The 22,067-nt window shown below is 69.6% G+C and carries 22 protein-coding genes and 1 riboswitch; of the genes, 17 read left to right on the top strand and 5 right to left on the bottom strand.

The window, feature by feature from the left end; genetic code table 11:
• Window positions 1–29: 29 nt before the first annotated feature.
• The 9 genes from ACWAUG_RS02470 (at window position 30) to ACWAUG_RS02430 (ending at window position 6,521) form a co-directional block, all read left to right on the top strand.
• Window positions 30–422, top strand: coding sequence for a hypothetical protein (locus ACWAUG_RS02470; RefSeq protein ID WP_460800986.1), 393 nt, complete (start codon window positions 30–32; stop codon window positions 420–422).
• Between the two features lies 1 nt (window position 423).
• Complete coding sequence (locus ACWAUG_RS02465) at window positions 424–831, top strand: phage holin family protein (RefSeq protein ID WP_298037548.1); 408 nt, start codon at window positions 424–426, stop codon at window positions 829–831.
• The gene (locus ACWAUG_RS02460; protein WP_460800984.1) at window positions 818–1,093 is read left to right on the top strand and encodes a hypothetical protein; all 276 of its coding nucleotides are present in this window, start codon (window positions 818–820) and stop codon (window positions 1,091–1,093) included. The genes ACWAUG_RS02465 and ACWAUG_RS02460 overlap by 14 nt, the downstream gene beginning before the upstream one ends.
• Before the next feature lie 48 nt (window positions 1,094–1,141).
• Window positions 1,142–1,819 carry a hydrogen peroxide-dependent heme synthase gene (gene hemQ, locus ACWAUG_RS02455; RefSeq protein WP_460800983.1) on the top strand — a complete coding sequence of 226 codons (678 nt, stop codon included), beginning with the start codon at window positions 1,142–1,144 and terminating at the stop codon, window positions 1,817–1,819.
• The gene (hemC, locus tag ACWAUG_RS02450; protein ID WP_460800981.1) at window positions 1,820–2,800 is read left to right on the top strand and encodes a hydroxymethylbilane synthase; all 981 of its coding nucleotides are present in this window, start codon (window positions 1,820–1,822) and stop codon (window positions 2,798–2,800) included.
• 10 nt (window positions 2,801–2,810) lie between these two features.
• The gene (locus tag ACWAUG_RS02445) at window positions 2,811–3,611 is read left to right on the top strand and encodes a uroporphyrinogen-III synthase (protein ID WP_298037539.1); all 801 of its coding nucleotides are present in this window, start codon (window positions 2,811–2,813) and stop codon (window positions 3,609–3,611) included.
• A 59-nt stretch (window positions 3,612–3,670) separates the two neighbouring features.
• Window positions 3,671–4,591 carry a porphobilinogen synthase gene (hemB, locus tag ACWAUG_RS02440; RefSeq protein ID WP_460801145.1) on the top strand — a complete coding sequence of 307 codons (921 nt, stop codon included), beginning with the start codon at window positions 3,671–3,673 and terminating at the stop codon, window positions 4,589–4,591.
• Window positions 4,592–4,638: 47 nt separating this feature from the next.
• Window positions 4,639–5,964, top strand: coding sequence for a glutamate-1-semialdehyde 2,1-aminomutase (gene hemL, locus ACWAUG_RS02435; RefSeq protein WP_460801143.1), 1,326 nt, complete (start codon window positions 4,639–4,641; stop codon window positions 5,962–5,964).
• Window positions 5,965–6,071: 107 nt separating this feature from the next.
• Window positions 6,072–6,521, top strand: a complete 450-nt coding sequence (locus tag ACWAUG_RS02430) for a hypothetical protein (protein WP_460800980.1) — start codon at window positions 6,072–6,074, stop codon at window positions 6,519–6,521.
• A gap of 2 nt (window positions 6,522–6,523) precedes the next feature.
• On the opposite strand, the gene ACWAUG_RS02425 is transcribed toward ACWAUG_RS02430, so the two are convergent.
• Entirely contained in the window at window positions 6,524–8,707 is a 2,184-nt protein-coding gene (locus ACWAUG_RS02425; protein WP_460800978.1) for an ABC transporter ATP-binding protein, read from the bottom strand.
• Window positions 8,708–8,815: 108 nt separating this feature from the next.
• Here ACWAUG_RS02425 and ACWAUG_RS02420 point away from each other — a divergent pair, with 108 nt between their 5' ends.
• The 3 genes from ACWAUG_RS02420 to ACWAUG_RS02410 all read left to right on the top strand — a co-directional run bounded on the left by ACWAUG_RS02420 (window position 8,816) and on the right by ACWAUG_RS02410 (window position 13,750).
• Entirely contained in the window at window positions 8,816–9,877 is a 1,062-nt protein-coding gene (locus tag ACWAUG_RS02420) for an enoyl-CoA hydratase/isomerase family protein (protein ID WP_460800977.1), read from the top strand.
• 115 nt (window positions 9,878–9,992) lie between these two features.
• On the top strand, window positions 9,993–11,720 hold the full coding sequence (locus ACWAUG_RS02415) for an ABC transporter ATP-binding protein (RefSeq protein ID WP_460800975.1): 1,728 nt from the start codon (window positions 9,993–9,995) through the stop codon (window positions 11,718–11,720).
• Window positions 11,717–13,750 (top strand): ABC transporter ATP-binding protein, encoded by a 2,034-nt coding sequence (locus tag ACWAUG_RS02410; protein WP_460800973.1) that lies wholly within the window; start codon window positions 11,717–11,719, stop codon window positions 13,748–13,750. Before ACWAUG_RS02415 ends, ACWAUG_RS02410 begins: the two co-directional genes overlap by 4 nt.
• Before the next feature lie 6 nt (window positions 13,751–13,756).
• Here ACWAUG_RS02410 and ACWAUG_RS02405 read toward each other — a convergent pair whose 3' ends face one another.
• Window positions 13,757–15,727, bottom strand: coding sequence for a D-alanyl-D-alanine carboxypeptidase family protein (locus ACWAUG_RS02405; protein WP_460800971.1), 1,971 nt, complete (start codon window positions 15,725–15,727; stop codon window positions 13,757–13,759).
• Between the two features lie 69 nt (window positions 15,728–15,796).
• Window positions 15,797–15,906, top strand: a riboswitch (TPP riboswitch).
• Between ACWAUG_RS02405 and ACWAUG_RS02400 the strand changes: the two genes are divergently transcribed.
• From ACWAUG_RS02400 to ACWAUG_RS02390, 3 genes are all read left to right on the top strand, one after another.
• Window positions 15,900–16,538: an ECF transporter S component gene (locus tag ACWAUG_RS02400; RefSeq protein ID WP_460800969.1), complete on the top strand. Its 639-nt coding sequence runs from the start codon at window positions 15,900–15,902 to the stop codon at window positions 16,536–16,538. It overlaps the preceding riboswitch by 7 nt.
• A gap of 16 nt (window positions 16,539–16,554) precedes the next feature.
• Window positions 16,555–17,997, top strand: coding sequence for an ABC transporter ATP-binding protein (locus ACWAUG_RS02395; RefSeq protein WP_460801142.1), 1,443 nt, complete (start codon window positions 16,555–16,557; stop codon window positions 17,995–17,997).
• Window positions 17,997–18,785, top strand: coding sequence for an energy-coupling factor transporter transmembrane component T family protein (locus ACWAUG_RS02390; protein WP_460800967.1), 789 nt, complete (start codon window positions 17,997–17,999; stop codon window positions 18,783–18,785). The genes ACWAUG_RS02395 and ACWAUG_RS02390 overlap by 1 nt, the downstream gene beginning before the upstream one ends.
• 10 nt (window positions 18,786–18,795) lie before the next feature.
• Here ACWAUG_RS02390 and ACWAUG_RS02385 read toward each other — a convergent pair whose 3' ends face one another.
• Window positions 18,796–19,155 carry a DUF488 domain-containing protein gene (locus ACWAUG_RS02385; RefSeq protein ID WP_460800966.1) on the bottom strand — a complete coding sequence of 120 codons (360 nt, stop codon included), beginning with the start codon at window positions 19,153–19,155 and terminating at the stop codon, window positions 18,796–18,798.
• Window positions 19,156–19,254: 99 nt separating this feature from the next.
• Here ACWAUG_RS02385 and ACWAUG_RS02380 point away from each other — a divergent pair, with 99 nt between their 5' ends.
• Both ACWAUG_RS02380 and ACWAUG_RS02375 read left to right on the top strand, forming a co-directional pair.
• Window positions 19,255–20,007, top strand: coding sequence for an SDR family NAD(P)-dependent oxidoreductase (locus ACWAUG_RS02380; RefSeq protein WP_460800964.1), 753 nt, complete (start codon window positions 19,255–19,257; stop codon window positions 20,005–20,007).
• A 26-nt stretch (window positions 20,008–20,033) separates the two neighbouring features.
• Window positions 20,034–20,867 carry an SDR family oxidoreductase gene (locus tag ACWAUG_RS02375; protein ID WP_460800963.1) on the top strand — a complete coding sequence of 278 codons (834 nt, stop codon included), beginning with the start codon at window positions 20,034–20,036 and terminating at the stop codon, window positions 20,865–20,867.
• A 33-nt stretch (window positions 20,868–20,900) separates the two neighbouring features.
• Here the strand turns inward: ACWAUG_RS02375 and ACWAUG_RS02370 are convergent, their stop codons facing one another.
• Window positions 20,901–21,539, bottom strand: coding sequence for a bifunctional 4-hydroxy-2-oxoglutarate aldolase/2-dehydro-3-deoxy-phosphogluconate aldolase (locus ACWAUG_RS02370; RefSeq protein WP_460800961.1), 639 nt, complete (start codon window positions 21,537–21,539; stop codon window positions 20,901–20,903).
• A gap of 50 nt (window positions 21,540–21,589) precedes the next feature.
• Complete coding sequence (locus ACWAUG_RS02365) at window positions 21,590–22,045, bottom strand: hypothetical protein (RefSeq protein WP_460800959.1); 456 nt, start codon at window positions 22,043–22,045, stop codon at window positions 21,590–21,592.
• Between the last annotated feature and the right edge of the window lie 22 nt (window positions 22,046–22,067).

Raw genomic sequence — 22,067 nt, 5'->3', positions numbered from 1 at the left:
CTCGAGTGGAACAACGTGAGGAGAACCCCATGAAGGGGAAGATCGGAATCGTCGTCGGACTCGGCGTGGGCTACGTGCTCGGCACGCGTGCCGGACGCGAACGCTACGAGCAGATCAAGACGCAGTGGCTGAAGGTTTGGCACCTCGACCCCGTGCAGAACCAGGTTCAGCGGGCCAAGAGCTACGTCGGCGAGAAGGCCGCCGCTGTTCCGGGCGCGCTCTGGAACGGCGTGGTGAAGGTCGCCAAGGCCGCGGGCTCCTCGGATACTCCGGGCGCGAAGCTCGACGCGGCGATCGCCACGGGCAAGAAGGCCGCGGCCGACCTCGAGAGCGCCGTCGACGAGGCGCAGAGCACAGCGGCGAAGAAGACTCCCGCGAAGAAGTCCTCCGCGGCTGCGAAGACCTCGACGAACGGCAAGTGACATGGCCCGCGGATACCGCGACCGCGCGGATGACAGTCTCCTGACGCTGCTGGGCGATCTGCCCGAGCTCGTCACCACCCTGGTCAAGGCCGAGATCGACGCGGCGAAGGCCTGGATCTCGCGCACGGCGAAGGATGCGGGGATCGGCAGCGTCTGGTTCCTCATCGCGCTGTTCTTCCTGTTCTGGCTCGTCCCGATGCTCCTGACATTCGCCGTCGTGGGGCTCGCGTCCTGGTGGCCGGCCTGGCTCGCGGTGCTGGCGGTGATCGGACTGCTGATCGTCTGCCTCGCCGTCTGCGTGATCCTCGGCCTGCTGAAATTCCGCAAGGCGCTGCGTCGGGAGAACCCCGGACAGGCCGTTGCAGCCGATATTCGACTTGTGAAGGAGGCGGGCGATGACGACTTCTGATCAGAATCTGCCCCGCACGGCGGTGCCGGCGGGGATCACCGATCCCGTGGCATCCGCTCGCGCCGAGCTGAAGGCGGCGCTCGCCGCGATCGAGATCAAGGGCAACGTTCCGCGACGCATCGAGAAGGCGTCGGTGCGCGGCGCCGCCCGCGCCCGTGCGTTCGCCGAACGCAACCCGGCCGGCGCGATCGCCGGAGCGGTCGCCCTCGCGGCCGGCATCGGCGGCCTCGTCTGGGCCGTCGCCCGCGCCATCGCACGCTGACCAGCACGTGCATTGGCCCCTTTCGGAAGAAAGGGGCAGACTGGATGCATGTCCGAAGTGAGCGAAGAGAACCCGTCCGGTTTCACCCTTTGGGCGGTGTGGCGCCGTAACCCCGACGCACCCGTCATCGAGGCGGATGCGACCGAGCTGGAGAACATCGCCGGCCACATTGAAGATTCCGGCGTGACGATCCGCGGTTTCTACGACGTCTCCGGCCTCAAGGCCGACGCCGACCTCATGGTCTGGCTGCACGGCGATACAGCCGAAGAGCTCCAGCAGGCGCTGCGTCGCCTGCGCCGCACCGAGATGCTGCGCACGCTCCTGCCCGTGTGGAACGTCATGGGCGTGCACCGCGATGCCGAGTTCAACCGCGCTCATGTGCCCGGCTTCCTCCGCGGCGTCGAGGCGAAGGGCTGGCTGTGCCTGTACCCCTTCGTGCGCACCCCGGAGTGGTACCTGATCGATGAGAGCGAGCGCCGCACGATGCTCGCCGATCACGGCCGCAAGGGGGCGGCGTTCCGCGGCGTCGTGGCCAACACGGTCGCGGCCTTCGCGCTCGGCGACTACGAGTGGCTGCTGCCGCTCGAAGCGGACGACCCCACCGAGCTCGTCGACCTCATGCGCGATCTGCGTTACACGGAGGCCCGCCGCTACGTGAAGGAGGAGGTGCCCTTCTACACCGGGCGCCGCCTGCGCTTCGACGAGATCGCGGATGTGCTGCAGTAAATGAGCGCCCCGATCCGTCTCGGCACGCGCCGCAGCGCGCTGGCCCAAGCCCAGTCCGGACACGTCGCCGCCGCCCTCGAAGAGGTCACCGGCCGCCGTGTCGAACTCGTCCCGATCGTCTCCGAAGGCGACACGAATCGGGCATCCCTCTCAGAGATCGGCGGCGTCGGCGTCTTCGCCACCCGTCTGCGCGAGGCCCTGCTCGCGGGCGAGTGCGACATCCTCGTGCACTCCCTCAAGGACCTGCCGACCGCGATGCCCGAAGGCCTCGTGATCGGTGCGACGCCGGTGCGCGAAGACGCCCGCGACGTCGTGATCACCCGCGACGGCACCCCGCTTCACCTGCTCCCGGCAGGTGCGAAGGTGGGCACGGGTTCGCCCCGCCGCATCGCCCAGGTGCGCCGTCGCGCCCCGCAGGTCGAGGTCGTCGATATTCGCGGCAACGTCGATTCGCGCTTGGAGCGTGTCGAGACCGGTGAGCTGGATGCCGTCATCCTCGCTGCCGCGGGTCTGTCCCGTCTCGGAGCGGAGCTGACGCTCGCGCGTGAAGACCTGGGCTTCAGCGAGTGGCCAACCGCCCCCGGTCAGGGATCCCTCGCGGTCGAGACGACGGCGGATGCTCCGCAGGAGCTGCGTGACGCGCTGGCGCAGATCGATGATGCGGCCACCCGGCTCGCCATCACGGTCGAGCGCGGGGTGCTCGAGGGCCTCGATGCGGGCTGTCAGGCGCCCATGGCGGCGCATGCCGTCGTCACCGGCGACTCGGTCCGCCTGCGAACCATCGTCTATGAGCCCGCGGGCACCGGCCGGATCGGCCTCGACGTCACCGAAGGCCTGGACGAGGGGTATATTCGTCTGAACGGCAGTGGCAACGATGCGGATGCTGCCGATGGTGCGGACCCGAATGACGCAGCTCGCCAGTTCGGTCTTTCTGTCGCCCGTCGGCTGCTCGAACAAGGGGCGGCCGACTACGTCTCCTGAGAGCACTCTGATGACCACTACACCCGAAACGAACCATGAGAAGCCGTTGACCGGCTGGCGCGTCCTCGTCCCGCGAGGAGGCCCGTGGGGCGACGGCGTCGCCGCAAGCCTGCGGGCGCAGGGCGCGGTCCCTGTCGTCGCACCGCTGATCAACTTCGGCCCGACCAATGATCAGGCCGCGCTTGACGACGCGCTCGAGAAGCTGGCCGCCGGCGCCTTCGACTGGCTCACGGTGACGAGCGCCACGACGGTGGATGTTCTGTTCGCGCACCGCGCCGTCGTGCCGAAGACCACGAAGATCGCCGCGGTCGGCGAGACCACCGCGGCCGCTCTGCAGGCCGTCGGCTACGAGGTCGCGCTGGTCCCCGAGAAGGACAACTCCGCGGCCGGCATGGCCCAGCAGATGATGGCCCTCGAACCCGAGCCCCGTCGCATCCTGACGCTGCGCAGCGAGATCGCGAAGCCGGTGCTGACAGAGTCGCTCATCGCAGCGGGGCACGATGTGTCCAGCATCGTCGCCTACCGCACGGTCGGCGTTCCGGTCACGGACCGGATTCGTCGCGATGTCGACAGCGGCCGGATCAACGCGATCCTCATCACGAGCGGCTCCGTCGCCAAGCAGGTGCGCGAGCAGTTCCCGGAGATCCCCGATGACACGCTTCTCGCGGCGATCGGCCCGCGCACCGCGAGCGATGCGCGCAAGGCCGGCCTGCCGATCACGGTCGTCGCCGACAAGCAGACCGTCGACGCGCTGATCGACGCGGTCTCGCACTTCACCCTCCCGCACGCGGCAGACGAGTTCGCGCCGTGAGCTCCTTCCCCGAGATCCGTCCGCGCCGTCTGCGCCAGAGCCCGGCGGTGCGCAACCTCATGCGCGAGACGTCGGTCGAGGCCCGTCAACTCGTGCTGCCGATGTTCGTGCGCGAAGGGCTCGCCGAGGCGCAGCCCATCGGCTCGATGCCCGGTGTCGTGCAGCACAGCATGGACTCGCTGCGCCGCGCGGCGGCCGAGGCCGCCGAGGCCGGGGTCGGCGGCGTCATGCTGTTCGGCGTTCCCGCAGTGCGCGATGCGCAGGGTTCCGGAGCGGATGACCCGAACGGCATCCTGAACCTCGCCACGACCGCACTGGTCGAGGAGGTCGGCGATGCGCTCGTGGTGCAGACCGACCTGTGCCTGGACGAGTTCACCGATCACGGCCACTGCGGTGTGCTCGCCGCGGACGGCTCCGTCGACAACGACGCGACCCTCGACCGCTATGTGTCGATGGCGCTCTCCCAGGCGCGCGCCGGCTCCCAGCTGTTGGGGCTGTCGGGCATGATGGACGGCCAGGTGGCCGTCATCCGTCAGGGTCTGGACGCCGAGGGCTTCACCGACACGATGCTGTTGGGCTATGCCGCGAAGTACGCGAGCGCGTTCTACGGCCCCTTCCGCGAGGCCGTCGACTCGCAGCTCACCGGCGACCGGCGCACCTACCAGCTCGACCCCGGCAACCGCCGCGAGGGCCTGCTCGAGGCGCTGATCGATGAGGCCGAGGGCGCCGACATCGTCATGGTCAAACCGGCCATGGGCTTCCTCGACGTGCTGCGCGAGGTCCGTGACAACGTGCAGATCCCCGTCTGGGCCTACCAGATCTCCGGCGAGTACGCGATGATCGAGGCCGCCGCCGCGAACGGCTGGATCGATCGTCGGGCGGCTGTCCTCGAGTCGCTCCTCTCCATCCGCCGCGCGGGCGCTGACGCGATCCTCACCTACTGGGCGACCGAGGCCGCCCAGTGGCTCGACGCGCGCTGATCCAGCCGCACGAGTTCCACTCCAGCATCCACGTCCGGGAGGCATCCATGATCGACCGCAATGACGACCTGTTCGAGACCGCGCGCGAGGTGACCCCGGGAGGGGTGAACTCGCCGGTGCGCGCCTATGGGTCCGTCGGCGGCACGCCGCGGTTCCTGGCGTCCGCGCAGGGTGCGCGCGTGACGGATGCCTCGGCGAACGAGTACATCGATCTCGTGGCGTCGTGGGGCCCCGCGCTTCTCGGGCACACGCATCCCGAGGTCGTCGAGGCCGTTCAGGAGGCAGCGACGCGCGGCCTCTCCTTCGGCGCCCCGACCGAGGGCGAGGTCGAGCTCGCCCGCACGATCGCCGAGCGCGTGCGTGTGGGAGACCTCGCGCCGGTCGAGAAGGTGCGTCTGGTGTCGACGGGAACCGAGGCGACCATGACGGCGATCCGTCTGGCCCGCGGTGCGACGGGACGCGATCTGCTCGTGAAGTTCGCCGGCCACTACCACGGACACTCCGACGGGCTGCTGGCCGAGGCGGGCTCCGGCGTCGCCACGCTCGCCCTGCCGGGCTCGGCGGGAGTCCCCGCGCCGATCGCCGCTCAGACTCTCGTGATCCCCTACAACGACCGGGCCGCGCTCGAAGCGGTCTTCGCCGAGCACGGTGAGAACATCGCCGCCGTCATCGTCGAGGCGGCAGCCGCGAACATGGGCGTCGTGGCGCCGGATGCCGGCTTCAACCGCTTCATCGCCGACACCGCGCACGCGCACGGGGCGCTCATGATCCTCGACGAGGTGCTCACGGGCTTCCGGGTGCACCCGGCGGGATTCTGGGGTTTGCAGGCCTCGCTCGGCGAGGAGTACCTGCCCGACATCATCACCTTCGGCAAGGTCGTCGGCGGGGGCATGCCGCTGGCCGCCCTCGGCGGGCGCGCCGAGATCATGGACCACCTCGCTCCCATCGGACCGGTTTACCAGGCAGGCACCCTCTCGGGAAACCCGCTGTCGGTCGCGGCCGGCCTCGCGACCCTGCGTCTGGCCACTCCCGCCGTCTACGCCCGTGTGGATGCTGCGGCAGCCCGTATCGCCGACGCCCTGGACGCCTCGCTGACCGAAGCGGGCGTCGTGCACGCCGTCCCGCGTGCCGGCAGCCTGTTCGGCGTCGTGTTCGCCGCCGAAGCGCCGCGCACCTACGCCGAGGCGTTGGAGCAGGAGGCGTTCCGCTACGCCCCGTTCTTCCACGCGATGCGCGAGCAGGGCGTCGTGCTGCCTCCGAGCGTCTACGAGGCCTGGTTCCTCACTGCGGCGCACGACGACGAGGCGTTGGCCGCGATCGAGGCGGCTCTGCCCGCGGCCGCCCGCGCGGCAGCTGCGGCAACGCGCGACTGAACCGTCCTGCTCGGCTGTCGGGCGCTGTGCGCGTCCGACAGCCGATCGTTGCCCTCCTGTGAGGATCTTGCAGTCCGTTCGCAGGAGCGGACTGGCAGACTGGAAGCATGGTGACGCTGCTCCTGGATCAGACACAGCTCGAGGTTGTGCTCTCCCCGGTCGAGCGGGCTGCGAGCTTCCGTCGCGAGAACCTGCGCATCGTCCGCGAGACGATCGTCAAGGTTCAGCTCACCGATGACCCGTGGACGTGGTTGCGGGGTGTGCCCGGGCCCGGAACCCACCTGCCCGGCCTGCTCGCGGCCGGCACCTGGAAGGGCGCGGCGACGACTGATTTCGTCCTGCTCCGCCGACGCCGCCCGAGTGTCGTCATCGATCTCGAGGGTGATGTGGAGTTCCAGCGGCTGCTCTTCACGACGCGGAACGGGCTCGCCCTGACCCAGGCCCTGCGCCTGGACGTCTCGGAAGAGCTCGTCGATGTCGCCGAGATCGCGCAGACGGCGCCGATCCCGGTTGTTCGCGGGCGTCAGCGGCCCGTCATCCGGCCGCGGCCGGCCTGACCTCAGCGCTGCTCGTCGTCCGAGGAAGACGTGCCGTCGGCGTTCTCGTCGGCATCCGCTGCGAACGCGTTGAAGAACGCGTCGACGGCTGACGGCTCGGCGTCGGTGAGGCTTTCGGGCGCGTTCTCGGCGGTGGGCTCCGTTGTCTCAGAAGCAGGGTCTGCCGCGGGGATCGGCGCGGTCACGATATCGGGGACCACGCTGAAGAGATCGGCCACGTCGAGCGGCTCGTCGTCTGCGGAGAGTGCAGGGGATGCCTCGGCCGGAGGCGTCGCCTCGGCGGGCGTCTCGGCGGTGCGGAACTGCTCGTCGAATGTGGGCACCGGTGCGAACGAGGGGAACTCACCGAGGACCGGGGCGTCGATCAGCGGACCGGCGGGCGCTGCCACGGGTGCCGCATCGGCGCCTGCGGGCGCTTCTTCGGCAGCGGCTTCGGCTCCCGCCGGAACCTCGTTGCTCTCCGTGCCGGGCACGGTCGCCTCGGCGGGTGCGTCCTGCTCCACCGGGGCGGGAGCGGAGGTCTCGTCCGCCGACGGCTCCGTGACCGAAGCGTCGGGGGCGGGGGCCTCGACTGCGGAGACCGCGGGGGCATCCGCTACGACGGTGTCCTCTGCGGGGACGCCCTCATCCGCGGCGGTGGGCTCAGCAGCGGCCGGCTCCGCCTCGGCGGACGACTCGTCGGAAACAGCCGTGTCACCGGCGGCCTCTTCGACGGTGGACGTGGTCTCAGCCTCCACGGGCTGCGTGCTCTCCTCAGCGGTAGGAGCAGGCTCCGTCTCGGACTCCGCATCCGCGACGGGGAGCTCGGCGTTCTCTGCGACCGGCGTGGCGTTGAAGACGCTGGCCATGGCGGCGAGGCCGGCCAGGCCCGGAAGCGGGCGCTCCTCGACGAGGGCCGCGGCGATGGGCGTCGATGCGAAGAGCTCAGCGGCCGCGGATGCCTCCGTCGCGTCACGCTCGGTCGGCTCCTGGTCGGCGGGCGACGCCTCTTCGACGGTCTCTTCGGCCGTGGCCGGGACCGGAGCAGTCGTCTCCGTGGCGACGGGCGCCACGGGCTTATCGACGACGGGAGCGACGGGTTCCTCGACGGCGGGAGCGACGCGTTCTTCGACGATGTCCTCGACGGGAGCGAGAACGGTGGCCTCTTCCTCAACGGGGCCAGGCGTCGGAGCATCCTGAACCGGGAAAGCGGGCCGTGGGGCCGCGACGTTCTGCTCGGAGAGCGCGACGGGGTCGTCGTGTTCGGCGATGATCGGCACGGCTGCGGTCGCAGGCGCCGCCGTCGGACGCACGTAGCGGTCGTGGACGAGGTCGAGGAAGACGTCCTCCAGCGTCGGTCCGCGCTGCTGCAGGGTCGACAGGGCGATGCCGGCGTGGGCGGCGAGGTTGCCGATGGACTCCGCATCGCCTCCGCGCACCGTCAGTCCGGAGCGGAGGACTTCGAGCTGGTACCCGGCGCCGCGCAGGATGCGCGAGAGCCCCCGGCGATCGTTGGCATCGACGACGACCGGACCTGTGCGCGGGTCGGCGAGGTCCTCCATCGAACCGGCGAACTTCAGCCGCCCCTGCGCGATCACGAGGATCTCATCGGCGATCTGCTCGACCTCGGACAGCACGTGCGAGGAAACGAGCACCGTGCGCCCCTCGTCGGCGAGGCCGCGGATCAGGGTGCGCATCCAGCGGATGCCCTCGGGATCGAGGCCGTTCGCCGGCTCGTCGAGAACGAGGACGCCCGGGTCGCCCAGAAGCGCGGTCGCCGCGCTCAGACGCTGGCGCATGCCCAGCGACAGGGCTGCGATGCGGGTGTCGGCATCGGAGCCGAGACCCACGAACGAGATGAGCTCGGAGACGCGGCGGACCGGAACACCGTTCGCCTTGGCCGCCGCAGTGAGGTGGCGCTCGACGGTGCGGCGCGGACGGAAGCCCGGGTCTTCGAGCATGGCGCCGATCACACGACCGGGGTTGCGCAGATCCGATACGCGGGTGCCGCCGATCGAAGCGGTGCCGCTCGTCGGACGCTCCAGTCCCAGGAGCATGCGAAGCGTCGTCGTCTTGCCCGCACCGTTCGGACCGAGGAACCCGGTCACGACGCCGGGGTTGACACGGGCGGAGAAGTCCGAGACGGCCGCAACCGCGCCAAAGCGCTTGGTCACGTGGGCGAACTCGATCAGCTGTCCGTGGGGCATCCGGGGCCTTCCTGCGTGTGGGTGCTCTCTATCCTGCCGGAGATTCCGCAGAATCGCGCCTTTGACGAGCGCGGGGCAAGCACTTCGTGCCGCGGTAACGTGGCAGACGTGACTGACATCGACGCGGCATCCACCATTCTGGTTCGCACCGAGGGCTCCCTCGGACGTCTCACCCTCAACCGGCCGCAGGCGATCAACGCCCTCGACATCGGCATGATCCGCGGCCTGTCCGCGGCGCTGGACGCCTGGCGCGACGACGCCGACATCGACATCGTGCTCATCGATGGGGCCGGTGACCGAGGCCTCTGCGCCGGCGGCGATGTCCGTGCTCTTCACGATCAGATCCGGTCCGGGCACCCGGAGCGCACCACCGAGTTCTTCCGTGCCGAGTACGCGCTGAACCTGGCGATCGCCGAGTACCCGAAGCCCGTCGTCGCGATCGCCGACGGCGTGACGATGGGCGGGGGGATCGGCCTCGCCGGGCATGCGGCGATCCGCATCGTGACCGAGCGGAGTCGTCTGGCGATGCCCGAGACGCGCATCGGCTTCACCCCCGACGTCGGCGGCACGTATCTGCTGGGCCGTGCGCCGGGTCGGCTCGGCGAGTACCTGGGCCTGACGGGCGGGGTCATGAGCGGGGCGGATGCCGTCTACGCCGGCTTCGCGGATCACTTCGTTCCCTCGCGCCACCTCGATGAACTGCGCGAGGCCCTCGGCAAGCGCGCCGACCCGACGAGCCCCTCCGAGCTCGTTCTGCTGTTCGACGAGACACCGGAGCAGTCCGGGCTCGTCGAGGACCGGCGCTGGATCGACGAGGTGTTCTCCGCGGATGACGTGCAGAGCATCATGCGTCGTCTGTCCTCGCGGCCCGAGGCCGCGGCATCCGCCGCTGCGGCGACCCTCGCCGAGCTGTCGCCGACGGGACTCGCCGTCACCCTCGAGGCGGTGCGCGAAGCGCGCACCGGAGATCTGCGCGATGCGCTGATCGGGGAGTATCGGCGGGTCATGTGGTTCGTCGAGAACCACCCCGATCTCGTCGAGGGCATCCGTGCTCAGCTGGTCGACAAGGATCGGTCGCCGCGCTGGCAGCCGGCGGCGATCGCGGGGCTGGCGGCGGATGCCGCGGCTGGGGCCCGGGCCTTCCGGCCGGCCGTCGCGCTCTTCGACTGAAAGGGCCGCTCACCTGCGGATCGTTTCGCCCTGAGCGGATCACCGTTCTCAATGTCGGCGGCACGTGGCACGCTGTCTTGTGGTCGGTGCGGCCCATTCCCACAAGGACGCCCTCATGCTCGGAAAGATCCTCGTCCGGTATCTGTCGAAGTACCGCTGGCTCCTGCTCGGCGTCATCGTCTTCCAGTTCGCCAGTGCCCTGGCGACGCTCTACCTGCCGCGTCTGAACGCCGACATCATCGACAAGGGCGTCGCGCAGGCCGACACGGGCTACATCTGGCGCACCGGGTCGTTCATGCTCGTCGTCTCCCTCGGACAGATCATCTGCTCGATCGTGGCGACCTACTTCGCGGCGCGGGCGGCCATGGCCGCCGGGCGCGACATCCGCGCCGATGTCTTCTCGCGCGTCAGCGGGTTCTCCGAGCGGGAGGTCTCGCAGTTCGGCGCGGGATCGCTCATCACCCGCAACACGAACGACGTGCAGCAGGTGCAGATGCTCGCGATGATGGGCGCCACGATGTTCGTCACGGCGCCGTTGCTCGCCATCGGCGGCATCATCATGGCGGTGCAGCAGGACGTCGGGCTCAGTTGGCTGATCGCCGTCTCGGTGCCCGTCCTCCTCATCGTCGCGGTCATCATCATCAGCCGGATGGTTCCCCTGTTCCGACGGAATCAGGCCCAGCTCGACGCCATCAACCGCATCATGCGCGAGCAGCTCACCGGCGTGCGGGTCGTGCGCGCCTTCGTGCGCGAGCGCATCGAGGAGAACCGCTTCCGCGAGGCGAACACCGTCCTCATGGTGCTCGGCCGCAAGATCGGCTCACTGTTCGTGCTGCTGTTCCCGCTGTTCATGCTCATCCTCAACGTGACGGTTGTCGGGGTCATCTGGTTCGGCGGCATCGAGATCAACGCGGGCACCGTCGAGGTGGGCACGCTGTTCGCCTTCATGCAGTACATCGGTCAGATCATGATGGGCGTGATCATGTCGAGCTTCATGGCGATGATGATCCCGCGCGCCGCCGTCTCTGCGGAGCGCGTCGGCGAGGTGCTCGAGGCCGAATCCTCGATGCGACGTCCGGTCGACGGCATCGTCGATTTCTCCGTCCCCGGTGCGATCGCCCTCGAGTCGGTCGGCTTCACGTACCCCGGGGCGGAGGCGCCCGTGCTCTCCGATGTGTCGTTCCGGGCCGAACCCGGTGAGACCGTCGCGATCGTCGGCTCGACCGGTGCCGGCAAGACCACGCTCATCTCCCTCATCCCTCGACTGTTCGACGCGACCGATGGCACGGTGACCGTGGGCGGCACCGCGGTCGGCGATGCCGATGTCGATGCTTTGTGGCAGAGCATCGGGCTCGTGCCGCAACGGCCCTTCCTGTTCACCGGAACCGTCGCATCCAACCTGCGTTACGGGCGCGAGGAGGCCACGGACGCCGAGCTCTGGCACGCACTCGAGATCGCGCAGGGGCGCGACTTCGTCGAGGCGATGCCCGAGGGGCTCGACTCGCGCATCGCACAGGGGGGAACGAACGTCTCCGGCGGTCAGCGGCAGCGCCTGGCGATCGCGCGGGCCATCGTCCACCGCCCGCGGATCCTCATCTTCGACGACTCCTTCTCCGCCCTCGACCTGACCACCGACGCGCGTCTGAGACAGGCCCTGTGGCGCGAACTGCCCGACGTGACCAAGATCGTCGTCGCGCAGCGGGTCTCGACGATCATCGACGCCGACCGCATCGTCGTGCTCGACGGCGGAACCATGGTGGGGATGGGGCGCCACGGCGAGCTGCTCACGACCAACGAGACCTACCGCGAGATCGTCGAATCGCAGCTGGGGGTAGACGCATGAGCGCCGACGAACAGGCTCCCACGACGGTGACGACCGGTTCACCGCTCGAGCTGACGGCCGAGGAGCAGTACGAGGCGGAGCTCGCCGAGCAGGCGCGGCTGACCTCCGGAGATTTCGATGCGGTCGCCCCCGGCAAGGCTGACAACTTCGGCAAGAGCTTCGCCCGCATGATCGGGCTCCTCAAGCCGTCGGCGCTGTGGTTCGTCTTCGTCTCGATCCTCGGAGCGCTCGGCGTCGTGCTGACTGTCGCCGCCCCCAAGATCCTCGGCGAGGCGACCAACATCATCTACGAGGGGTTCATCTCGAAGAGCCTCGCCGACAGCGGCGTTCCGTCCGGGCTGTCGCAGGGGCAGGTCGTCGACCTGCTGCGCGCGCAGGGGCAGGATGACTTCGCGAACATGGTCGCGGCCTTCAGCGACTTCCAGGTGGGTGCGGGTGTCGACTTCGAGCGGCTGCGCTGGATCATCATCGCGGTGCTGTCGATCTACATCGGCGCCGCGCTGCTGACCTGGATCCAGGGCTACGTCATCAACGTCATCATGGTGCGCACGATGTGGCGCCTGCGCGAGGACGTCGAGGCGAAGATCAACCGGCTGCCGTTGTCGTACTTCGACAAGGTGCAGCGCGGCGAGCTGATATCCCGCGTCACCAACGACATCGACAACATCACTCAGACGATGCAGCAATCGCTCTCGGGCGCGCTGACCTCGGTGCTGACGGTGATCGGCGTGCTCGTGATGATGTTCTCGATCTCCTGGCAGCTGGCGCTCGTCGCGCTCGTCGCGCTGCCGCTCATGGCCGTCATCTTCGGGATCATCGGACCGCGCTCGCAGAAGGCCTTCGGCATGCAGTGGCGCAAGGTCGGACGCCTCAACGCCCGGGTCGAAGAGGCCTTCTCGGGGCACGCCCTCGTCAAGGTCTACGGCCGCGAGAAGGACGCGCTGGAGAAGTTCCAGATCGAGAACGAGGAGTTGTTCCAGTCGAGCTTCCGGGCGCAGTTCATGGCCGGCATCATCATGCCCGCCATGACGTTCGTCGGGAGCCTCACCTACGTGGGCATCGCCGTGCTCGGCGGTCTCATGGTCGCCAGCGGTCAGCTGCGGCTCGGCGATGTGCAGGCGTTCATCCAGTACTCGCAGCAGTTCACGCAGCCGCTGTCGGAGCTCGGCGGCATGGCCGCGGTGGTGCAGTCCGGAACGGCCTCGGCCGAGCGGGTCTTCGACTTCCTCGATGCGGATGAGCAGGAGCCGGATGCCGAGGATGCGCCGGCTGTGCCGGAGGGCGACGGCGTCATCGAGTTCGAGAACGTGTCATTCTCGTACAACCCGGATCATCCGCTGATCACCGACCTGTCCTTCCGCGTCGAGCCGGGGCAGACCGTGGCGATCGTGGGCCCCACCGGTGCCGGCAAGACCACGCTGGTGAACCTCATCATGCGCTTCTACGAGCTCGATGGCGGACGGATCCTGCTCGACGGGCAGGACATCTCCGAAACGACGCGCGACGATCTGCGCTCGAGAACCGGAATGGTGCTGCAGGACCCGTGGCTGTTCGCCGGGTCCATCCTCGAGAACATCCGGTACGGCCGCGCGAGTGCGAGCGATGACGAGGTCCTGGCGGCGGCGAAGGCCACCTATGTCGACCGATTCGTGCATGCTCTCCCCGACGGGTACGAGACGATCCTCGAAGAAGACGCCGCGAACGTGTCCGCCGGTGAACGTCAGCTCATCACGATCGCCCGTGCCTTCGTCTCCCAGCCGTCGATCCTGATCCTCGACGAGGCGACGAGCGCCGTCGACACCCGCACCGAGCTGCTGCTGCAGAACGCGATGGCGGCACTGCGGGAGGGGCGCACCTCATTCGTCATCGCGCACCGGCTCTCCACGATCCGCGATGCCGATCTCATCCTCGTGATGGAGCACGGCGACATCGTCGAGAAGGGTGCGCACGACGAGCTCATCGCCGCCCGTGGCGCCTACTGGCGGCTCTACCAGTCGCAGTTCGAGCAGGCGGCCACCGACCGTCCCTAAGGGGGATCAGCCGTTCGATGTGAGGCCGAACAGGTCCAGCGGATGGGTGAGACGCCACCACGGGCTGGGATCGGCGATGTCGTCGGCCAGTGAGACGGCGACATCGACGGAGTCGACGGGGCCGGTCACGGTCAACGTTCCGATGCGGTCGCCCGCGGTGCGCTCGTCGCCGAAATCGAAGGCCACATCCGCGGTCGCGGTCGCGGCGTTCCACAGCACCACCGTGGCATCGGCATCCACACGGATATCGGCGGCGGCACCCCACGGAGTCGTCACCTCGCCGACCACGGTTCCCTCGGCCACCGCGGGCTCGAGCGCGGCCAGCGCCGCCTCGACCTCGGCGAACAGGGTGCGGGTCACCGCGAGGCGGGCTGCGTTGTCGTTCTGGTTGAGCGCGGAGGCGAACAGGCGCACGGTCGTGTCGCCGACCGCGACATCCTTGGCGGTGAGCAGGCTCCACCCGACGAGTGTTCCCGTCTTGATGCCGACGACGCCCGCGTCGGCGAGCATCCCGTTGGTGTTCTCCACCCGGCCGGCGCCCGGGATATCAGCCGAGGCCGTGCCGACGATCTCCGCGAAAACGGGGTTCTTCATCGCGATCTCGCCCAGGCGCAGCAGCGCTGCGGGCGTGGCGACGTTTCCCTCATCGAAGCCGGAGGGCGTGACGATGGTGATCTCGCTGAGGCCGCGATCGGCGAGCCACTCCTTCGCGGCATCGGCGAACTGCTCGTCCGACCCCCACAGCTCACGGGCCAGACGGTCGATGTAGTTGTTGGCCGAGCCGAGCAGCACGCCCTGGAGCATCTGGTACTCGGTGAGAACCCCACCGACGGGAACGTCCAGCGACGACTGGTCGGAGCGGCGATAATCCCAGTACTCGGCGCTGTCGCGGTATCCGAACGAGAACTCCGGCCCCTGCTCGCCGAGGGCCAGAGGCAGTCGGTCGAGCACCATGAGGCTGCTGACGACCTTCGTGATGCTCGCGATCGAGGTGACATCGCCCGTGGACGCCGACGAGGAGACCCCGGCGATCCCGACACCGGCGCTGCCGGTGGACGGCCAGGTCGGTGCGGCGGCCGCTGCGGCGATCGTCTGCACCTCGACGGCTTGGATGACCGGGGGCACCTCGTGCAGGGGCCACAGCAGGGTCGTCGCGGAATAGCCGATCGCGAGTGCGGCGAGCGTACCGATCGGCGCCAGCCAGCGCGGCCGGAGCCAAGCGGGGGCGAAGTGGGCGTCGGCGAGGATGTCCGGTCCGCCGTCCTCGACGTCGGCATCGATATCGGCCGCACGGGTGGTCGCGGCGACGTCGTCCGTCTCGAGCCAGGTCAGCGCCGTGGCCGGACGATCGGCATCCGCCCATCGTGCGACCGGGGGCTCGGGGGCCACCGCTTCCTCGAGGAACTCGTCCACGGGGTCGTCGTCGACGACGGGGGCGAAGATGTCGGTGACCGGGGGAGCGGCCGCTTCGGCGGCGAAGAAAGCCGGGACGTCGGCATCCGGCCAGAGCGGGGCCTCCGGAACAACGGGGGCGGGCATGGTGACCGCCCCGGTATCGGGGGCTGAGTTCAGATCGTCGACCATCGAGAAGAAGTCCGCCGTGCCGTCGACCTGGTCGCCCAGATCGAAGGGTTCGCCGGTCGATCCGCCCTCGGGCGGAAGAGCGCCGGGGGAGGAGAGATCGAGGTCGTCGAAGTCGACCTCCGGCGTGGAGCGGCGCACGGCCGAGGCGAGGGAGAGGGCAGAGGTGATGACGTCCGGGCCGACGCGTCGGGGCTCCGGGGCATCCGCTGCGGGCTCGGTCGCATCCGGCTGGGGAGAACGGGCGTACCGGGGTGCGACGACCTCGGAATCGGAATCCGCCGAATCGCGGAACGGCAACGCCGGGGTGCTGTCGGCACCCGTCTCTCGCAGGAGCGAGCGACGCGCCCGGCGCGAGAGAGTGCCGGATTCCGGCGTGGCATCGTCAAGGGTCACCTCATAACGCTACCTAATCCGACGGCATATCGCCTGTCAGCAGGGTGTTCGTGACGTGGGTATGATCGTCAGCACAACCACGGGAGCCCGGAGTGTCGGGCTGAGAGGGAGCGAACCGCGCTTCGACCGTCGAACCTGATCCGGATAATGCCGGCGCAGGGAGGAGCTCATGATGAGTACGTCTACACGCACGTCCGAATCCACCCGGACGGCGACCCGTCGGCATGAGATCTGGCGCTGGCGCGTCGTCGACATCGTCGTCGCCAGTGTCCTCGGCGTCGCCTGCGGTTTCCTTTTCCTGGCGTGGAACGTCGGCTATCTCGGGCCGAAGGCTCTGCTCGAACCGCTCCTTCCGGGGCTCCAGGGCCTGCTCGACGGGCCCTGGCTGATCGCCGGTGTGATCGGCGGGCTCGTGATCCGCAAGGTCGGCGCTGCGATCTACGTCGAGGTCATCGCTGCGGTCGTCTCCGCGCTCGCGGGGGCGCAGTGGGGCGGGTTCCTCACGATCGAGGCGGGCCTGGTGCAGGGGCTGGGCGCTGAGATCGTCTTCCTCCTGTTGGCCTACCGGTACTGGTCTCTGCCGGTGGCGATGCTTGCCGGGGCGATGGCGGGACTGCTCGGCGGGATCAACAACATGATCCTGTGGTTCGCCGGCTCCGGTGCGACGTTCACGGTCATCTATCTCATCAGCGCGGTCGTCTCCGGTGCTCTGCTGGCGGGCGCTCTCGGCTGGACGCTCGTGCGCGGTCTTGCCGCGACGGGCGCGCTCGATCGTTTCGGGTCCGGCCGTGAGGCCCGGAAACGCGTCTGACGTGCCGGCGGGTGAGATGCGGCCGGCGGCGGTCGACGCGCGCGGGTGGGGCTGGCGTCATGCGAGCCGCCTCGCATGGGTGCTCGACGACGTCTCGGTGCGGATCGATCCCGGTGAGCGGGTGCTCGTGCTGGGTGCGTCAGGGGCGGGAAAATCGACCCTGTTGCACGGGCTCGCCGGTGTTCTCGGCGGTGATGACGAGGGGGAGAGCGTCGGGAGCCTCCTGATCGACGGCGAACCGGCGGCAGCCGCGCGCGGACGCTCGGGGCTGGTTCTGCAGGATCCGGATTCGCAGGTGATCCTCGCCCGCGTCGGCGACGACGTCGCCTTCGGATGCGAGAACCTCGGCGTTCCGCGCGAGGAGATCTGGTCGCGGGTGCGATCGGCTCTGGATGCTGTCGGGCTCGACGTCCCGCTGGATCATCCGACGGCGGCGCTGTCGGGCGGGCAGAAGCAGCGCCTGGCTCTCGCCGGAATCCTCGCTATGCGGCCGGGGCTCGTCCTGCTGGACGAGCCGACGGCGAACCTCGACCCGGCGGGCGTCGTCGAGGTGCGCGATGCCGTCGAACGGATGCTGGAGCGGCACCCCGCGACGCTGATCGTCGTCGAGCACCGACTCGATGTCTGGCTGCCGCTCATCACGCGCGTGATCGTCGTGGGAGAGGGGGGAGTGCTCGCCGATGGCACGACCGAGGAGGTTCTCGGATCTCGCGGTGCGGATCTCGCCGCCGACGGGGTGTGGGTGCCGGGGAATCCGCCCGCGTTTCCCCCTCCTCCGCCGCAGAGCCCCGGGGATGTGCTTCTCAGAGCCCGGGATCTCGCGGTGTCGCGGGTGCCGGGGAGGCCGGTCGCATCCGGCATCGACCTCGATATCCGTGCGGGTCATGCCCTCGCGATCACCGGCCCCAACGGCGCGGGAAAATCAACTCTCGGCCTCACGTTGGCGGGGCTCCTGCCGCCCGCGGCGGGGAAGGTCGAGGCATCCGTCGAACTCGCCGCCGGCGCCGGTCCGCGACCGATCCGCTGGGCGTCGCGCCAGCTCCTCACCCGCATCGGGATGGTCTTCCAGGAGCCCGAGCACCAACTGCTGGCGAAGACCGTGCGGGAAGAGCTGGCGGTCGGCCCGCGAGCCCTGGGGCTCGACGAGGCGGAGATCACCGCGCGCATCGACGAGCTCCTGGGCCGGCTGCGACTGGAGCGCCTCGCCGAGGCGAACCCCTACACGCTCTCGGGCGGTGAGAAGCGGCGGTTGACCGTCGCGGCCGCTCTCGCGACGCGACCCCGCATCCTCGTTCTCGACGAACCCACCTTCGGGCAGGACGCCCGCACCTGGGCGGAGCTCGTCGCGATGCTCGCGCGCCTGCGCGATGAGGGCGCGGCCGTGATCACGGTCACGCACGACCCGGATGTCGTCGCGGCGCTGCACGCCGAACGCGTCGAACTCGGCGGCATCCGGTGATGATCCTCTCCTCCCGTGCGCGCACGGGGATCGTCGCGGGCATCAATCCCGTCGCGAAGCTCGGCGTCAGCGCGCTGATCGCGATCCCGCTGATACTCACGCTCGACATCGTCTCGGCGGCGGTCGCCCTCCTGCTCGAGTGCGTGCTCTTCCTCTTCGCTGGCATCGGCTGGCGCGAGTTCTGGGTGCGCACATGGCCCGTGTGGCTGGCCGCACCCCTGACCGGTGTGACGATCGCCCTCTACGGCGAAACATCGGGGCACGTGTTCTTCGAATGGTTCGTCGTGCGCATCAGCGAGGGCTCGCTCGAGCTGGCCCTCGCGACGATGTTCCGGGTGCTGGCGATCGCCCTGCCCTCGGTCGTGCTGTTCCTCACCGTCGACCCGACCGACCTCGCGGATGGCCTGGCTCAGATCGTGCGGCTGCCGGCCCGCTTCGTGCTCGGCGCGCTCGCCGGGCTGCGCATGGTCGGACTGTTCCTCGACGACTGGCGGGCCCTCGAACTCGCCCGCCGGGCGCGTGGAGTCGCCGATCGAGGACGCATCCGGCGCCTGCTCGGGATGGTGTTCGCGCTGCTCGTGCTGTCGATCCGTCGCGGTGCGAAGCTCGCGACCGCGATGGAGGCCCGGGGATTCGGCGCCCCAGGGCGTCGGACCTGGGCGCGGCCGTCGACGTTCGGCTTCCGCGAATGGATGCTGCTGCTCATCGGCGCCGGGATCTCGGCGATCGCGATCACCGCTGCCGTCGTCACCGGGGCGTGGAATCCGATCTTCGGACCGAGCGTCTGACCGGGCCCGCTCACAGCAGTGCGCGCAGCGCCTCCTCCAGCACGACGGCATGGTTGTGCTCGGGATCTCGGGCCCCGTAGATGAGCGTGACCACGGAGTGGCCGCGGATCTCCGCGGCGAGAGCGGCCACGGCATCCGCCGTCTCGTGGGCGAGTTCCGCACGATATTGATCGGCGAATTCGCCCCAGGCGTCATCGGATGCCGCGTGCCAGGCTCTGCGCAGCTCCGGGCTCGGCGCGGTCTCCTTCGCCCACAGATCGATGTGCGCGCGCTCCTTCGACACCCCGCGCGGCCACAGGCGGTCGACGAGCACCCGGAAACCATCGCCATCGGAGGGCGTGTCATAGGCTCGCTTGCGACGCAGATCCATGCCCTCAGCCAACACCCCGACGGAGCATCCCGCCAGAGGGCTGAGACGCAGACCTGCGTATGCTGGGACTGCGTCGCACACTTGTTCAAGGGAGAACGTATGCAGATCCAGGGAACCTCCGCACTCGTCACCGGCGGAGCCTCCGGCCTCGGCCTCGCCACGGCCCGCGCGCTCGCCGCATCCGGGGCGCAGGTCGCGATCCTCGACCTGCCCTCATCGCCCGGCGCCGACATCGCGGCGGAGATCGGCGGCACGTTCATCGCGGGCGATGTCACGAACGCCGAGGATGCCGCGGCCGCCGCCACAGCGGCGAACCAGACGGCACCGCTGCGCATCGTCGTCAACTGCGCGGGAATCGCCCCGCCCGCGAAGGTGCTCGACCGTGACGGCAATCCCGCCGACCTCGCCGCCTTCGAACGCATCGTGCGCATCAACCTCATCGGCACCTTCAACGTCGTCTCGCAGGCCGCCGCCGTCATGGCGCGCGGTGAGGGTCCTGACCGCGGCGTCATCATCAACACGGCATCCGTCGCCGCCTTCGACGGTCAGATCGGCCAGCCCGCCTACTCCGCCTCCAAGGGCGGCGTTCATGCCATGACGTTGCCGATCGCCCGCGAGCTCGCGCGCCACGGCATCCGCGTCTGCACGATCGCCCCGGGAATCATGGAGACGCCGATGCTCGCCGGCCTTCCGGAGGCCGCGCAGGAATCGCTCGGCCAGCAGGTGCCGTACCCCGCGCGTCTCGGGCGCCCCGCCGAATACGCGGCGCTCGTCGAGAGCATCATCGCGAACGACTACCTCAACGGCGAGACCATCCGTCTCGACGGCGCCATCCGCATGGCGCCGAAATGATCCCGACAACGACCGAGGAGAACCTCATGACCACACTCGCCGGCAAGACCATCCTGATGTCGGGCGGCAGTCGCGGCATCGGGCTCGCGATCGCGCTGCGCGCCGCCCGCGATGGCGCGAACATCGCCATGCTCGCCAAGACCGACGCCCCGCACCCGAAGCTCGAGGGCACGATCCACACGGCTGCTGAGCAGATCCGGGAAGCCGGAGGGCAGGCGCTGCCGATCGTCGGCGATGTGCGCGACGACAGCGACATCACCGAGGCCGTCATGACGGCGCAGGGCGAGTTCGGCGGCATCGACATCGTCATCAACAACGCCAGCGTCATCGACCTGTCGACCTCGCTCGATCTCGCCGCGAAGAAGTACGACCTCATGCAGGACGTGAATGTTCGGGGCACGTTCATGCTCTCGCGTGCCGCGATCCCGCAGCTGCGCGAGTCCGAGAACCCGCACATCCTGTCGCTGTCGCCGCCTCTGAACCTCAGCCCGCGCTGGCTCGGCGCGCACACGGGCTACACGATGGCGAAGTACGGCATGACGATGGCGACGCTGGGCCTCGCCGCCGAGTTCGCCGATGCCGGGGTCGCGGCGAACACCCTGTGGCCGCGCACGACGATCGCGACCGCCGCGGTGCAGAACCTGCTCGGCGGCGACCGGGTGATGGCCGCCAGCCGCACACCGGAGATCTACGCGGATGCCGCCTATGCCGTGATCACGGCGCCCGCATCCGCGCGGACCGGGCAGACGCTGATCGTGGAGGACGTGCTCGAGGCCGCGGGCGTGACGGACTTCTCCGGCTACGCCGCGGTTCCGGGAACGCCCGACGACCGGTTGTTCCCGGACATCTTCCTGGACTGAGTCGGGCGGGTCGAGCCGGGCGGAGCGCCCGGCTCAGACGCGCGCGGCGGTGAGGGCGTCGGCGAAGCGGGCGGCGCGGCGGGTGATGTCATCCCAGTCGGATGCCCGGATGGATGCCGTGTTCGCCAGGTCGCCCCCCGCGCCGACGGCCACGGCTCCCGCGGCGAACCAGTCGGCGAGGTTCTCGGGGCTCACGCCACCGGTCGGCATCAGCGGGGCATCCGGGAAGGGGCCGCGCAGCGCGCCCAGGTAACCGGGGCCGCCCAAGGATGCGGGGAAGATCTTGACGACGTCGACGCCGAGCGTGAGCGCGGTCATCACCTCGGTCGGGGTCATGGCGCCGGTCATCACGGTGCGGCCGGTGTCGATCATGGCGCGGGTGAGATCGGGCAGGGTTCCCGGGCTGACGAGGAACTCCGCGCCGGCGTCGGCTGCGGCCTCGGCCTGTTCGATCGTGGTGACGGTGCCGGCGCCGATCACGGCGGCATCGCCGTGGCGGGCGATCAGTTCGCGGATCACGGCGGGGGCGTCGGGGGTGGAGTAGGTGACCTCGATGCCGGGGATGCCCCCGCGGATGATCGCTTCGGCCGTGTCGAGGGCGATCTCAGGAGAAGGTGCGCGCAGGACGGCGAGGACGCCGGTTTTGCGGACGCGGGCGAGACGGTCGGTCATGGGACTCCTTCATCGGGGTGCGGTCCCATTCTGGCGAGGCCAGCCTGTAATTACAAGCTTGGGCGCCAGGCGTCGATACGGTCCTTGGCCTGCTTGAGCCCGAGTCCGGTGTTCTCGCGCAGAACCTTGATCGCCTCGATGTGCCGTCCCGCATCGAGCAGCCGGTCGATCTCCGCGGATGCCTCGGGGGAGGGAACGGTGCTCGGCAGCGTCATCGGGGCGGCGGGAAGACCGGATGCCTGGCGATCGACGGCCTGCTTGGCATCCAGCATCCCGGCGCCGGTCTGCTCGCGGACGAGCTTCACCGCCTCGATCTGCTTGCCCTCCGCCAGCAGCTGCCGCACACGCGCCTCGGTATCGGCCGACAGCGTGGCCACCGCCTGCGTCGCGGCGGACTTCAACCGCGGGATGCGTCGACGCGCCGCCGAGGCGAGGACCGCGGCGATGACCAGCAGCAGCAGAGCGATCACGAGCACGATGACGGCGAGCAGAATGAGCGTTTCCATCCCGCCAGCGTAGTCGGCGGCC

It is taken from the genome of Microbacterium sp. GXF6406 (assembly GCF_054798215.1).
This window is presented reverse-complemented; position numbering and strand designations above follow the sequence as displayed.